The sequence below is a fragment of the Maccoyibacter intestinihominis genome, from assembly GCF_040096355.1.
Lineage (GTDB): Bacteria > Bacillota > Clostridia > Lachnospirales > Lachnospiraceae > Maccoyibacter > Maccoyibacter intestinihominis.
Genome location: NZ_JBBMEX010000015.1, coordinates 47,935 through 61,588, shown reverse-complemented (window position 1 = coordinate 61,588; position 13,654 = coordinate 47,935). Strand labels below are relative to the sequence as shown.

The window sequence follows — 13,654 nt, the reverse complement described above, 5'->3', positions numbered from 1 at the left end:
CAGCCTTTATTCTGCCGTTTTACGGATATTCGTGCCTAAGAAACGGTTAAAGCCCTGCCACTCGGTATTTCCCTGCGGCACTGCTGCTAATGCCTCTTTCATGGTCTGCATCTTTGCATCAACGTTGTCGGCAAAGCTGAGAGCCATTGCCTCGACTAGAGCCGGTTTTTTCGGAGAACCAAATTCCAGCTCCCCATGATGGGATAAAATGCAGTGCTTCAATTCATTTGCAAGCTGCACCGGGAAATCCGGAATTGCCCGGATATGCTCACTGATCATCTCCGTACCGATAATGATATGACCTAAAAGCTGGCCCTCATCCGTATAATCATTCTGTGGAAATCTTGAAATCTCCTCTAACTTTCCGATGTCATGGAACATTCCTGCACAGATCAGAAGGTCGCGGTGGATGATCGGATAGTTGCCTGCATAAAAATCACAGATCTTTGTTACGCTTAACGTATGCTCTAACAGGCCACCGACAAATCCGTGATGGACACTCTTCGCAGCGGAATGGAACTGAAAACGTTTTGCGAACTCCTCATCCTCAAAAAAGCTGCCTGCAAGCTGTCTTAAATATGGATTCTTAATGCTGCGGACAAAGTCCAAAAGCTCCGCATACATCTGTGGAATATCCTTGTCACTGATCGGCAGATATTCTGTCGGATCAAATTCTCCCTCCTGTGCCACACGCACTCTCTTAATGTTTAACTGCAATGCCCCCTGAAAAGAGGTAACATCTCCATTGACCTGAACATAGTCAAGAGCGTCAAACTCATCGATTCCAATCGAACCGACATCCCAGATTTTTGCATCCAAAGTTCCGGTCTTATCCTGTAAGATCACATTTTCATAAGGTTTGCCCGCTTTCGTTAATGCGGTTTGTTTAAATTTGCAAAGGTAAATTTCACTAATTCTTTCTCCTTCTCGGAGTGATTCAATATATTTCATAATCAATCTGCACGTTGTGCATCCTTTCTAAAAAATCTCGTTTTTTCCTTTTTATTATACGGTTTTGCCGTATTTGTTGCAAGAAATTTCTAATGTCCCTTTTTTTCCTTTCTTTTTCCTTTTCATTCAAAACAATTTGGGGTAAAATATCCTTAATAAATGTATGGAGAATCAGAATGAACGAAAAAGCATTAAGAACCTTAGAATATCACAAAATCATAGATCTGCTCGTGCGCCACGCAAACTGCGAGGCAGCAAAGCAGCGTTGTAAAAAATTAACACCTATGACATCTCTTGCAGATATCGAAACAGCACAGAGACAGACTGCGGATGCACTAAGCCGCATTTTCAAAAAAGGAAGTCTTTCTTTTTTAGGCGTTCACGATGTCACCGCTTCCATGAAGCGTCTTGAAATCGGAGCTGCCTTAAGCATTGAGGAACTGCTGCACTTAGCATCCTTATTAGAAGTTGCAAAACGTGCCAAAGCATATTCAAGGAATGACCGCACGGAGGAAGCCGAGACTTCCGATTCCTTGGATGAATTTTTTGACGGTATCGAACCGCTGACTCCACTCTTAGAAGAGATCCGCAGATGTATCATTTCTTCTGATGAGATCAGTGATGAAGCCAGCAGTGGATTAAAAGCAGTCCGCCGCAGCATGAAAGGTATGCAGGATAAGATTCACTCGCAGATGAACAGCATTTTAAATTCCGCTTCTGCGAGTGGTCTCTTACAGGACAACGTTATTACCATGCGTAACGGACGCTACTGCCTGCCGGTAAAATCCGAGTATAAAAATCAGGTTTCCGGTATGGTGCATGACCAGTCCTCCACCGGTTCCACACTGTTTATCGAACCACTCGCTGTTGTGAATTTAAATAATGAATTAAAAGAACTTTATTTAAAAGAACAGGAAGAGATTGAAAAGATCCTCGCTGATCTGAGCAACTTAGTCTCTGAATATATTCCATATATTTTAGAAGACTATCGCATTTTATCGGAACTTGACTTTATCTTTGCAAAGGCATTGCTTGCAAAAGATTATAACGGAACTGCCCCGGTCTTTAATACCGACGGACGCATCCGCATCCGCAAGGGTCGTCATCCGTTGTTAGACCCGAAACGGGTGGTACCAATCGATATCCACCTTGGCACCGATTTTGATCTGTTGATCGTAACCGGACCGAATACCGGTGGTAAAACCGTTTCTTTAAAGACCGTTGGACTTTTTACACTAATGGGACAGGCAGGACTTCACATTCCGGCAAACGATAACAGTGAGTTGTCCGTTTTTACAGACGTATTTGCCGATATTGGAGATGAGCAGAGTATTGAACAGAACCTGAGTACCTTCTCTTCCCATATGACCAATATCGTTTCGATCTTAGAACATGTCAATGAGCAGTCATTAGTGCTCTTTGATGAGCTTTGTGCGGGAACCGATCCGACGGAGGGTGCGGCACTGGCTATTTCCATTTTGTCACAGCTTCATAGCCGCGGCATCCGTACCATGGCAACGACGCATTACAGCGAGATCAAGGTTTTTGCCCTTTCTACGGAAGGTGTGGAAAATGCCTGCTGTGAATTTGACATGGAGACTTTAAGCCCGACCTATCGTCTTTTAATCGGTATTCCGGGAAAAAGTAACGCATTTGCCATCTCCGGAAAGCTCGGCTTAGACGCTTCCATTATCGAGGATGCCAAGTCCAGAATTACGGAAAACGAAGAGAACTTTGAGGATCTGATCGCACGTTTAGAGGACAGCCGTTTAACGATTGAAAAAGAACAGGCAGAAATTTCGTCTTACAAAGCAGAAATTGAGACCTTGAAAAAACGTTTAGAGGAAAAACAGGAACGTCTGGATAACAGCCGTGAAAAAATCCTGCGTGAAGCAAATGAAGAAGCTCACAAGATCCTGCGTGAAGCAAAAGAAGTCGCAGATGAATCTATCCGCAATTTCCAGAAATACGGAAAAGTCAATGCGGACAACAAGACCATGGAAAAAGAGCGTACCAAGCTGCGTAATAAGATGAACGAAGTCGAAAAGAATATGGCAATGAAGCCTAAGGCCCCTGCGAATACGAAGGCTCCGAAAAACCTCCGTATCGGTGACTCTGTCAAGGTCTTAAGCATGAACTTAAAGGGAACGGTGCACACGCTTCCGGATGCCAAAGGCAACCTTTTCGTACAGATGGGTATTTTACGCTCACAGGTCAATATCAATGACTTAGTGCTTTTAATCGATGATACGAATACCAATGAGAAAAAATTCAGAAAGACCAGTGCCGGTAAGATCAAGATGAATAAAAGTGCTACCATTTCCACGGAGATCAAACTGCTTGGCATGACTGTGGATGAGGCACTCAGCGAACTGGACAAATATTTGGATGATGCTTACCTTGCACACCTCTCCTCCGTGCGTATCGTACACGGAAAAGGAACCGGAGCACTCAGAAATGCCGTGCATGGTTATCTGAAAAAATCAAAATACATTAAGAATTATCATTTAGCAGAATTTGGCGAAGGCGATGCCGGAGTAACGATTGCCGAATTCAAATAGAAAGAGGGAACTACTATGAACAAGCAAAAAATTCTCATCGTTGACGATGATGCAAATATTGCGGAACTGATCGCACTCTATTTAACGAAGGAATGTTTTGATACCAGAATGGTACATGATGGAGAAATGGCATTAGAGGTCTTTGACAACTACCAGCCAAACCTGATTATTTTAGATCTGATGCTGCCGGGCATTGACGGCTATCAGGTCTGCCGTGAGATCCGTGCAAAATCAAACACTCCGATCATCATGCTCTCTGCCAAAGGCGAAGTCTTTGACAAGGTATTAGGACTGGAACTGGGTGCTGATGACTATATGTTAAAACCGTTTGATACCAAAGAACTGGTTGCAAGGGTTAAAGCCGTATTACGCCGCTATCAGCCGGTCAGTCCAAACGCCGTACAGAATCCGAATTTAAAATGTGTCAGCTATGATGACTTAGTCGTAAATCTTTCGAATTACTCGGTTCTCTACTATGACAAAGCCATTGAGATGCCTCCAAAGGAATTGGAACTGCTCTATTTTCTGGCTTCTTCACCAAATCAGGTATTTACCAGAGAACAGCTTTTAGACAACATCTGGGGCTATGAATATATCGGTGATACCAGAACCGTAGATGTCCATGTCAAACGTCTGCGTGAAAAGATCAAGGATCACGACCACTGGCGGATTGCTACGGTATGGGGCATTGGATACAAGTTTGAAGTGAAATGAGGATAAGATATGAAACGGACACTCCTGACGAAAATTTTTCTTGGATTTCTGCTCTTTGGGCTGTGTGGCTTTTTGATCGTGGCAACCTTTACATCGAAGCTTTCTTTTGACAAATTAAAACACGATGAAGTGACCAATCTCACAGAGGCAGCCTCATCCGTTGCTGATGTGCTAAATTCCCATACCGAAGAGCGCCTCATACTTTCCGAGGAGGAAAAGTCCTCAGTTTCTTACCTGTGCCGTTATTTAGATTCTCCAATCTGGATCTTAAAAGAAGACGGGACCATTCTCTATACGTTTACAGGCAAAACGGATAGCTCCTGTACAGAGACGATTCCGACTTTCTCCATTCATGACTTCGGTTCTACCCATTTTCTGATCGGTGACTTTTACGGATATTTTTGCGAAAATCATCTGAGTGTTGCCTCTGAATTCAAATGGGGAACAGATTCCACCGGATATGTCATCATACATAAACCCTTACAGGAATTTTACAAATTTCATAATGAGCTTTTAAATATCTCCTATATGTCCTGGGGACTTTTGTTCGTGTTCTCCGCAGTGCTGTTTATCTGCTTTGCTATCTTGGTTTACCGCCCGATTCGTACACTTTCTATCGGCGCAAAAGAATATGCAAAAGGCAATTACAGTAAAAAAATTCCTGTTCATGGCAATGATGACGAGCTTGGCTACATCGCTGCCTCGTTAAATTACATGGCTTCTAATTTAGATACGATTGAAGAAACGCAGCGGAATTTTATTTCCAATGTTTCACACGATTTCCGTTCCCCGCTGACCTCAATCCGTGGATATGTGGATGCCATGCTTGACGGAACAATTCCTCCTGAAATGCAAGAAAAATACCTGAATATTATATTATTTGAAACGGAACGTCTGACAAAGCTCACAGAGAGTCTCTTAGAGTTGAACAAATACGAATCACGAAAAGTCATTCTGGAGATGACCGATTTTGATATCAATGGCATGATCCGGCAGATCTGCGAAACCTTTGAAGGAACCTGCAAAGAAAAGCATCTTTCTTTTGAGCTGTTACTTTCTTCCGGTTCTCTTCGTGTCCATGCCGATATGGGAAAGATCCAGCAGGTGCTTTATAATTTGATCGACAATGCCATCAAATTTTCCCACTTTGATTCTAAGATTACGATTGAAACGATTTCCCGCAATGGAAAAGCCTATATTTCCATCAAAGACTATGGTATGGGTATTCCGAAAGACTGCGTCACCAAAATCTGGGAGCGTTTCTACAAGACAGACCTCTCCCGTGGCAGGGACAAACGCGGCACCGGGCTCGGCCTTTCGATCGTAAAAGAAATTGTCGAAGCACATGATGAAAATATCAACGTCATCAGTACGGAAGGTGTTGGCACAGAGTTTATTTTTACGCTGACCTTAACCTAAGTGAGATAAATGCTGTGCCTGCTCTAACTGTTCCTTCGGTACACGGATTCTGTATTCACAGGATACCTCCGGCTTTTCACCGAATTGATCTAACGCCATTCCCCTGCTGCCGAGATTCCTCATCGTATTTCCATTCGTAGATATTTTATACGGTATCTGATGTTCTTCTAAAATATGAATTACTCGGTTTTTCTCTTCCATGGAATATGTACAAAAAAGCTCACTGTATAATTTCATAACGTTTACTGCCTCCATCTTTATTAAATATTATTTATATTCTACAATACCTTTAGGATATTTACAATACAATGATCCTATTTTACAATCCCTTCAAGATACTTCACTCAGAGATAATATTTCATCACATAAAAAGACCCGCATGAGGTACATTTCAAATACCTCATGCGGGTCATATTTACGGTCTCTTATACTAACTCAAGTACAACTTCTAAAGCACCGTCACCTTTACGCTGTCCGATTTTGATGATTCTTGTGTAACCACCGTTGCGGTCTGCATATTTTGGTGCGATTTCTGTGAATAACTTATCACATAAATCAACCTGTTTTGTGTTTTTCTTTCTCTTAGCACCCTCTGTTGGAACTTCTTTTACAGGGTAGAGAACTTTTAACATCTGTCTTCTTGCATGTAAGCGGGAAGGCATATCTTTTTTGATGGTTTTTTCTACTTCATCATATACAGTAACTTTTTTACCATCTACAACTTCTTTTACTCTCTTGCCTTCAGCGTCTTTGCGAGGAACCTTTGCTGTTACGGTTACTTCTTCAAAGTTGTCTTTTTCTTTTACAGCTAAGGCGATTAAACCTTCAGCTACTTTCCGAACTTCTTTCGCTTTTGCTTCTGTGGTAACAATTTTTCCATTGTATAATAATGCTGTTACCTGGTTTCTGATTAAGGCTTTTCTCTGATCTGAGGTTCTGCCTAATTTACGATATTTTGCCATTTGCTTATCCTCCATTTGTGGAACATCCGGCCACGCTCTTTGGTCTTACTTACCGAATGTCATTGACTGCCACTCATGGATATCCCTTGCCGTGCCTGAATGGTCTTACCGGCTCGGTATTCCATATGTGCGTTAAAGTCTACATGCCAATCCAAAAATAAGGTGATTCCTTATTCCTCTCCCTGATTCAACTGTAAACCTAATTCTTTTAATTTTGCTAATACTTCTTCTAAAGACTTGCGTCCTAAGTTACGAACTTTCATCATATCTTCCGGTGTGCGGTTGGTCAACTCTTCTACCGTGTTGATTCCTGCACGTTTCAGACAATTGTAGGAACGAACGGATAACTCTAATTCGTCAATGTTCATCTCAAGAACTTTGCCCTTTTCATCATCCTCTTTTTCTACCATTACTTCTGCTGTCTTAGCATTTTCTGAAAGGTCGATAAATAAATTCAAATGCTCGCTTAATACTTTTGCTGCCAGGCTGACTGCCTCATCCGGCTCAATAGCACCATTGGTATATACATCTAATGTCAATTTGTCGTAATCGGTGATCTGACCAACACGAGTATTGGCAACGGTAAGGTTTACACGCTCTACCGGTGTGTAGATGGAATCTACTGCGATGACACCAATCGGTACATCTTCACTCTTATTCTTATCGGCACTGACATAACCTCTGCCCTTTGTAATGGTTAATTCCATATACAGTCTGCAGTCCGGACCGCCATTTAAGTGTGCGATCACAAGTTCAGGATTCATGATCTGAACGTCTCCGTCCACATGAATATCTGCTGCGGTTACTACGCCTTCGCCTTCAAATTCAATGTAAGCAACTTTCGCCTCGTTAGATGTGCTGTTATCTCGAATGGCAAGATTTTTGATGTTCATGATAATCTCTGTCACATCTTCTTTTACTCCCGGAATGGAAGAAAATTCGTGTAACACACCATCAATCTTAACCTGACTTACTGCTGCACCTGGTAAAGAAGAAAGCATAATTCTTCTCAGAGAGTTTCCAAGTGTTGTACCATACCCTCTCTCGAGAGGTTCTACGACAAATCTGCCGTATTTTTTATCTTCTGAAATCTCAGCGATATCAATTTTGGGTCTTTCAAACTCAAACACTACAAAGTCCCTCCTTTTCGGGTATCATTGCTTTACATATTATTTAGAATATAACTCGACAATGAGCATCTCGTCTACAGGTACGTCAATTGCTTCTCTGGATGGTAACTCTTTTACAGTTGCCTGTAAGCCTTCCTGATTTACGTCTAACCACTCAGGAATTAATCTTCCGCCTGTAACCTCTAAGATATCTTTGTATCTCTGCATTCCTTTGCATTTTTCTTTGATTTCAACAACATCGCCTGCTTTTACTAAGTAAGAAGGAATGTTTACCTGCTTGCCGTTTACTAAAACATGCTTATGGTCTACGATCTGTCTTGCTTCTCTTCTTGTTCTTGCAAAACCGGATCTGAATACTACGTTGTCTAATCTGCTTTCAAGAATAACCATCAGATTTGTACCTGTCTGACCTTTCATTCTATCAGCTTTTTTGTAGTAATTACGGAAAGGTTTTTCTAATACACCGTAGATGAATTTTGCTTTCTGTTTTTCTCTTAACTGAAGACCGTACTCAGACATCTTCTTGTTTGCTCTTTTTAATTCTCTTTTTGATTTCTTATCATATCCTAAATAAACCGGATCCAAACCTAAAGATCTGCATCTCTTTAAGACTGGTGTTCTATTTACTGCCATCTTAGACTTACCTCCTAATTAAACTCTTCTGCGTTTTGGCGGGCGACAACCGTTGTGTGGTACAGGGGTTACGTCCTTGATGCTTAATACTTCGAGTCCACATGCCTGAAGCGCACGGATTGCTGCTTCTCTACCTGAACCCGGTCCCTTTACCATAACATCTACTGTCTTTAATCCGTGTACAAGAGCTGCTTTTGTTGCAGTCTCTGCCGCCATCTGAGCAGCATAAGGAGTAGATTTCCTTGAACCTCTAAATCCAAGACCACCGGCACTTGCCCATGATAAAGCATTTCCTTCAGCATCTGTAATTGTTACGATTGTGTTATTGAAAGATGACTGAATATGTGCCTGTCCGCGTTCAACGTTTTTCTTTACACGCTTTTTTGTCACTTTTTTTGTAACTTTTTTAGCCATATCTAAACTAACCTACTTTCTTTATGATTCGTTATGTTGCTTATTTCTTCTTGTTTGCAACTGTTCTCTTAGGACCTTTTCTTGTTCTTGCGTTTGTCTTTGTCTTCTGACCACGAACAGGAAGTCCTTTTCTATGACGGATACCACGATAGCATCCAATCTCCTGTAATCTCTTGATATTGAGTGCGATCTCTCTTCTGAGATCACCTTCTACAGTCTGAGTCTCATCGATGACTGCACTGATTCTCTTTACTTCTTCGTCAGTTAAATCTCTGACACGCGTATCCGGATTTACGTTTGCTGCCTCAAGAATACGGTTAGAGCTTACTCTTCCGATTCCATAAATATAAGTCAAACCAATCTCAACACGTTTTTCTCTTGGTAAATCTACACCTGCAATACGAGCCATGTGTGTTAACCTCCATTATTCCTATCTGTTTTTTCTATTTCGGAACAAACCCATGCAGCTGCGGTTTCCCGCCCTGAAATGTGTGCATACACCTGCTCCTCTGGTTACTGCCCTCTGGCATGAAAATGATATATGCCTCTCGGTATTAAAGCATACACCTGGTTTTATTATGAATAGCGTGAGTTTGAGGATGTCACGCTACAGCCGCACATAATAGCTACAATTAACCTTGTCTCTGTTTGTGTTTCGGATTCTCACAGATTACTCTGATGCTTCCTTTTCTTTTGATCACTTTGCATTTTTCGCAAATTGGCTTTACGGATGATCTTACTTTCACAGCAAATTCTCCTTTCTTATCTTTCGGTCATTGACCGTCTTAAGCACCCCACGCAATCCCCCGAACCCTTGATTTTCCTTGGTTTTGGGCATAGTGGTAGGGCATATTTCAAAAGCGTCCGACTAACATTATAGCACGGACGCTTTTAAAAATCAATATGTTTTTTATGTCTTATTTATCTCTGTCTTATTTATCTCTCCAGATAATTCTGCCCTTGGTCAGATCATATGGAGACATCTCTATGGTTACCTTGTCTCCAGGTAAGATACGGATAAAGTTCATACGGAGCTTTCCGCTGATATGTGCCAGTATCTGGTGGCCATTCTCTAATTCTACCTGAAACATTGCGTTTGGAAGTTTTTCTACAACAGTTCCTTCTACTTCAATTACATCTGCTTTTGACATTTTATTTCCTCCTCTTATATGAATCCCTTGATTCCTATTCCTGATTTTCTCCGGTTCCGGCGGATGTTTCCTGCCTGAAACCTGCACTGTATAATTTCATGGACCGTTTTACAGACTCATTTGTGATGCCTGCCTCTAAAATGCTGCACAGTTCTGCCGGTATCCGGTGTATGACCTGCACATGCTTTTTTCGCTTTTTCTTTGGCTTATCTAACGGTCTTGTTGTTCCATTGACAAGATACACAAATTCCTCTTCTTCTTTTAATATGAAGTAAAGCTGATTTTTATCATGCCCTGCTTTTGATTTTGCAAACTGGATGTTCATCAGTCTTCCTCTCCCTACATGCTCTCAAGTTCTTTGTCTGTAAGTGTCAGAATCTCCGGTTCTCCATCTGTGATCAGAATTGTGTTCTCATAATGTGCGGATAGGGATGAGTCCTCTGTTACTACTGTCCAGTCATCTCCTAACCACTCCACATCCGGCCGTCCCTCATTGATCATCGGCTCGATTGCCAGTGTCATCCCCTGCCGCAGTTTAATTCCTCTGCGGACCTGTCTGAAATTCGGAATTTCCGGTTCTTCATGTAAGTGCGTTCCTATGCCGTGTCCGACCAAATCCGTTACGACACCATAGCCAAAGCTCTCTGCATAATCGCCTATGGCTGCTGATATCTCATGTAAATGATTCCCGGCTTTTGCATATTTAATGCCTTCAAAAAAACTCTGTCTTGTTCTTTCTATTAATAATGCCGCATTTTTTGAAATCTCACCTACTCCGTGTGTGCGTGCCGCATCCGAATGATATCCTTTGTAGATGACACCGATGTCAAGGCTGACGATGTCGCCTTCCTGAATGTGGTGTTTCTTATTTGGAATACCATGTACTACTTCTTCATTAACGGATACGCAGACACTTGCCGGATATCCCTGATAGTCTTTAAAGGACGGAATACATCCGTAGCTTCGTATCATTTCTTCACCAAGACGGTCTATTTCATAGGTAGACATTCCCGGTCTGAGTGCCTCACCAAGGTTCTGATGAACCTTGGCTAAGATTTTTCCGGCGGCTCTCATAAGTTCGATTTCTCTCGCAGATTTAATGGTAACTGACATACTTTATTCTCCCAGAATAGCTACGATGGAAGCAAATCCGTCTTCTACTGAAAGTGTTCCGTCGATCTCTTTTAAGATGCCCTGTTTTGCATAGTACTCGATCAATGGCTGTGTCTGCTCATGGTAAACACCAAGACGTTTTAATACGGTCTCCGGCTGATCGTCTGCTCTGAACTGTAATTCTCCACCACAGCTGTCGCAGATTCCCTCTTTTTTCGGTGGGATGTTTACGATGTGGTATGGTGTACCGCATTTTACGCATACGCGTCTTCCGGACATTCTCTCAACGATTTTTTCATCTGCTAACTCGATGTCTAATGCATAATCCATCTTTTCGTTGATCTTTGTCAGGGCTGCATCTAATGCTTCTGCCTGTGGAATGGTGCGTGGGAATCCGTCTAATACGAATCCGTTCTTGCAGTCATCCTGCTGGATACGATCCATTACTAAATCACAGGTCAGCTCATCCGGTACTAATAATCCCTGATCCATGTACTCTTTTGCTTTTTTGCCTAACTCTGTTCCTTCTTTGATGTTTGCGCGGAAAATATCACCTGTTGAGATATGTGGGATTCCATATTTCTCAGAGATTTTCTTTGCATGAGTTCCTTTTCCTGCTCCAGGAGCACCTAACATAATAATCTTCATAGAAAATCCTCCTTTTTGTTCTGATTTGTTTTTTCACTTTTTCTATGTAATATTCCTATTCGGTAATATTCTTTTCTCCAATTATAAGTACACCATTTTCATTCAATGTATAATTGTAATTTCTCCTATAAACACCTTTGGAGATACGGCTACGCCTGTATCTCCCTAGGTTTCTTTATTAAATTAATCGTTTAAAAAGCCTTTATAATTACGAACTCTCATCTGAGATTCGATCTGCTTTAAGGTCTCTATTACAACACCTACGATAATGATGATGGATGTTCCACCGAAACTTACACTCGCTCCAAATATTCCATTAAAGAAAATTGGGATGATCGCTACAATGGTCAAACCAATGGCACCAATGAAGATGATATGGTTTGAAATCTTTGATAAGTAATCGCTGGTTGGTTTTCCCGGACGGATTCCCGGTATAAAGCCACCTGCTTTTTTCATATTGTTTGCGATCTCCAATGGATTGAATGTAATGGATGTATAAAAATATGCAAACAGAATCAGCAATATAATATATACAACCAATCCAATACTGTAAATCGGTTCATCCGGATTACACCAGTTTGACTGTGATAATCCTTTTAATATTTTGCTTCCAACGCCGTCTCCGTTGTTCTTTCTTGCAATCGTTGCAATGACAACCGGGAACTGCATCAGGGACTGTGCAAAGATAACCGGGATTACGCCGGCTGTGTTAACTTTCAGCGGAATGTATGTTGACTGACCGCCTACCTGTTTTCTTCCCTGAATTTTTTTGGAATACTGTACCGGAATCTTGCGTACTGCATCCTGAAGGATTACTACGAATACAACCGTCACTAAGATGATCGCTGCAATAATGGCTGCTGCAAGTACTCCTTTTGCAATGGTCTTACCTTTGATAAACTGATCAAACAGTGCTGTCAGATCAGCCGGGATACGGGAGATAATATTGATGGTAAGTACGATGGAAATACCATTTCCTACGCCTCTCTCTGTAATTCTCTCACCGATCCACATCAGAATGGTAGATCCTGCTGTTAACGTCGTAACTACTAATAATACATTGATCACATTGAATTTATCCAGATATCCGCTTCTTCCGAAACCAATTGCCATTGCGATCGCTTCTACTAATGCAAGGATCACACTTAAGTAACGGGTTATCTTTGTAATCTTCTTTCTTCCCTCTTCTCCATCTTTCTGAAGTTCTTCCAGCTTCGGAATTGCAATTGTTAAAAGCTGGATGATAATAGAAGATGTAATATACGGCGTAATGTTTAATGCAAACACAGACATCTGATAGAAAGAACCACCTGTGATTGCATCAAGGAAGCTGAATGCATCGCCTCCCTGATTTGCAAACCAGTTCGCAAATACCTCACTGTTTACACATGGAATCGGTAGCTGAGAACCGATTCGGATTACTATGAGCATCAGAAACGTATAACCTATACGTTTCCGAATATCCTCAATCTTAAAAGCATTGCGAAGTGTTTCTAACATTAGATCACCTCTGCTTTTCCACCAAGAGCCTCAATTTTTTCTTTTGCGCTTGCGCTGAATGCATTTGCCTGAACTGTAAGCTTCTTAGTCAATTCACCGTTTCCAAGAATCTTTACTCCATCTCTTGGATTCTTAACAATTCCTCTTTCAATTAATGTATCTACTGAAACAACTGCATCATTGTCGAAGTTTTCCAATACAGAGATATTTACAGCTACGATCTCTTTGCTGTTTCTGTTCTTAAATCCCCTCTTTGGTAATCTTCTGTATAATGGCATCTGGCCACCTTCAAAGCCCGGTCTTGGAGCTCCTGAACGCGCTTTCTGACCTTTATGTCCTTTTCCGGCTGTCTTACCATTTCCTGAACCGTGTCCACGTCCTCTTCTGAAATTATCGCTGTGCTTTGAACCTGCTGCAGGGCTTAAGTTTGATAAGTCCATTGTGACACCTCCTATCTG

17 protein-coding genes are annotated in these 13,654 nt (G+C 41.6%); 3 read left to right on the top strand and 14 right to left on the bottom strand.

Features of this window, described 5'->3' with window-relative positions; all coding sequences use genetic code 11:
• Positions 1-6: 6 nt before the first annotated feature.
• Positions 7-951, bottom strand: coding sequence for a 3'-5' exoribonuclease YhaM family protein (locus WMO43_RS12825; protein WP_177962354.1), 945 nt, complete (start codon positions 949-951; stop codon positions 7-9).
• Between the two features lie 176 nt (positions 952-1,127).
• On the opposite strand from WMO43_RS12825, the gene WMO43_RS12820 reads away from it, so the two are divergent.
• The 3 genes from WMO43_RS12820 to WMO43_RS12810 are packed head-to-tail and all read left to right on the top strand — an operon-like array spanning position 1,128 to position 5,645.
• On the top strand, positions 1,128-3,512 hold the full coding sequence (locus WMO43_RS12820; RefSeq protein WP_353531452.1) for an endonuclease MutS2: 2,385 nt from the start codon (positions 1,128-1,130) through the stop codon (positions 3,510-3,512).
• A gap of 15 nt (positions 3,513-3,527) precedes the next feature.
• The gene (locus tag WMO43_RS12815; RefSeq protein WP_177963587.1) at positions 3,528-4,226 is read left to right on the top strand and encodes a response regulator; all 699 of its coding nucleotides are present in this window, start codon (positions 3,528-3,530) and stop codon (positions 4,224-4,226) included.
• A gap of 9 nt (positions 4,227-4,235) precedes the next feature.
• A complete protein-coding gene (locus WMO43_RS12810; protein ID WP_353531451.1) occupies positions 4,236-5,645 on the top strand; it encodes a sensor histidine kinase in 1,410 nt (469 codons plus the stop codon).
• Here WMO43_RS12810 and WMO43_RS12805 read toward each other — a convergent pair.
• The 13 genes from WMO43_RS12805 to rplO form a co-directional block, all read right to left on the bottom strand.
• A complete protein-coding gene (locus WMO43_RS12805; protein ID WP_177963658.1) occupies positions 5,637-5,882 on the bottom strand; it encodes a hypothetical protein in 246 nt (81 codons plus the stop codon). The two genes, WMO43_RS12810 and WMO43_RS12805, sit on opposite strands and share 9 nt — an antisense overlap.
• Positions 5,883-6,070: 188 nt before the next feature.
• Positions 6,071-6,607: a bL17 family ribosomal protein gene (locus tag WMO43_RS12800; RefSeq protein ID WP_177963659.1), complete on the bottom strand. Its 537-nt coding sequence runs from the start codon at positions 6,605-6,607 to the stop codon at positions 6,071-6,073.
• 170 nt (positions 6,608-6,777) lie between these two features.
• Positions 6,778-7,737, bottom strand: coding sequence for a DNA-directed RNA polymerase subunit alpha (locus WMO43_RS12795; protein WP_177963660.1), 960 nt, complete (start codon positions 7,735-7,737; stop codon positions 6,778-6,780).
• Positions 7,738-7,776: 39 nt separating this feature from the next.
• The gene (gene rpsD / locus WMO43_RS12790; RefSeq protein ID WP_353531450.1) at positions 7,777-8,370 is read right to left on the bottom strand and encodes a 30S ribosomal protein S4; all 594 of its coding nucleotides are present in this window, start codon (positions 8,368-8,370) and stop codon (positions 7,777-7,779) included.
• An 18-nt stretch (positions 8,371-8,388) separates the two neighbouring features.
• Entirely contained in the window at positions 8,389-8,784 is a 396-nt protein-coding gene (gene rpsK / locus WMO43_RS12785) for a 30S ribosomal protein S11 (RefSeq protein ID WP_177963662.1), read from the bottom strand.
• A 40-nt stretch (positions 8,785-8,824) separates the two neighbouring features.
• On the bottom strand, positions 8,825-9,193 hold the full coding sequence (gene rpsM / locus WMO43_RS12780) for a 30S ribosomal protein S13 (protein ID WP_177963663.1): 369 nt from the start codon (positions 9,191-9,193) through the stop codon (positions 8,825-8,827).
• A gap of 223 nt (positions 9,194-9,416) precedes the next feature.
• Entirely contained in the window at positions 9,417-9,530 is a 114-nt protein-coding gene (gene rpmJ, locus WMO43_RS12775) for a 50S ribosomal protein L36 (protein ID WP_073992704.1), read from the bottom strand.
• A gap of 186 nt (positions 9,531-9,716) precedes the next feature.
• Entirely contained in the window at positions 9,717-9,935 is a 219-nt protein-coding gene (gene infA / locus WMO43_RS12770; protein WP_016213352.1) for a translation initiation factor IF-1, read from the bottom strand.
• A gap of 34 nt (positions 9,936-9,969) precedes the next feature.
• Entirely contained in the window at positions 9,970-10,260 is a 291-nt protein-coding gene (locus WMO43_RS12765) for a KOW domain-containing RNA-binding protein (RefSeq protein ID WP_353531449.1), read from the bottom strand.
• 14 nt (positions 10,261-10,274) lie between these two features.
• Positions 10,275-11,048, bottom strand: coding sequence for a type I methionyl aminopeptidase (gene map, locus WMO43_RS12760; RefSeq protein ID WP_177963665.1), 774 nt, complete (start codon positions 11,046-11,048; stop codon positions 10,275-10,277).
• 3 nt (positions 11,049-11,051) lie between these two features.
• A complete protein-coding gene (locus WMO43_RS12755; protein ID WP_177963666.1) occupies positions 11,052-11,696 on the bottom strand; it encodes an adenylate kinase in 645 nt (214 codons plus the stop codon).
• A 183-nt stretch (positions 11,697-11,879) separates the two neighbouring features.
• On the bottom strand, positions 11,880-13,196 hold the full coding sequence (gene secY / locus WMO43_RS12750) for a preprotein translocase subunit SecY (protein WP_177963667.1): 1,317 nt from the start codon (positions 13,194-13,196) through the stop codon (positions 11,880-11,882).
• The gene (gene rplO, locus WMO43_RS12745) at positions 13,196-13,636 is read right to left on the bottom strand and encodes a 50S ribosomal protein L15 (protein ID WP_177963668.1); all 441 of its coding nucleotides are present in this window, start codon (positions 13,634-13,636) and stop codon (positions 13,196-13,198) included. Before rplO ends, secY begins: the two co-directional genes overlap by 1 nt.
• Positions 13,637-13,654: the final 18 nt, after the last annotated feature.

Coding starts and splice junctions, on each gene's coding strand:
- rpsM (WP_177963663.1), bottom strand. CDS start 9,193: ATGGCTCGTATTGCAGGTGTAGATTTACCAAGAGAAAAACGTGTTGAG.
- WMO43_RS12765 (WP_353531449.1), bottom strand. CDS start 10,260: ATGAACATCCAGTTTGCAAAATCAAAAGCAGGGCATGATAAAAATCAG.
- rpsK (WP_177963662.1), bottom strand. CDS start 8,784: ATGGCTAAAAAAGTTACAAAAAAAGTGACAAAAAAGCGTGTAAAGAAA.
- WMO43_RS12805 (WP_177963658.1), bottom strand. CDS start 5,882: ATGAAATTATACAGTGAGCTTTTTTGTACATATTCCATGGAAGAGAAA.
- infA (WP_016213352.1), bottom strand. CDS start 9,935: ATGTCAAAAGCAGATGTAATTGAAGTAGAAGGAACTGTTGTAGAAAAA.
- WMO43_RS12815 (WP_177963587.1), top strand. CDS start 3,528: ATGAACAAGCAAAAAATTCTCATCGTTGACGATGATGCAAATATTGCG.
- WMO43_RS12820 (WP_353531452.1), top strand. CDS start 1,128: ATGAACGAAAAAGCATTAAGAACCTTAGAATATCACAAAATCATAGAT.
- WMO43_RS12755 (WP_177963666.1), bottom strand. CDS start 11,696: ATGAAGATTATTATGTTAGGTGCTCCTGGAGCAGGAAAAGGAACTCAT.
- map (WP_177963665.1), bottom strand. CDS start 11,048: ATGTCAGTTACCATTAAATCTGCGAGAGAAATCGAACTTATGAGAGCC.
- WMO43_RS12810 (WP_353531451.1), top strand. CDS start 4,236: ATGAAACGGACACTCCTGACGAAAATTTTTCTTGGATTTCTGCTCTTT.
- rplO (WP_177963668.1), bottom strand. CDS start 13,636: ATGGACTTATCAAACTTAAGCCCTGCAGCAGGTTCAAAGCACAGCGAT.
- WMO43_RS12800 (WP_177963659.1), bottom strand. CDS start 6,607: ATGGCAAAATATCGTAAATTAGGCAGAACCTCAGATCAGAGAAAAGCC.
- secY (WP_177963667.1), bottom strand. CDS start 13,196: ATGTTAGAAACACTTCGCAATGCTTTTAAGATTGAGGATATTCGGAAA.
- WMO43_RS12825 (WP_177962354.1), bottom strand. CDS start 951: ATGAAATATATTGAATCACTCCGAGAAGGAGAAAGAATTAGTGAAATT.
- rpsD (WP_353531450.1), bottom strand. CDS start 8,370: ATGGCAGTAAATAGAACACCAGTCTTAAAGAGATGCAGATCTTTAGGT.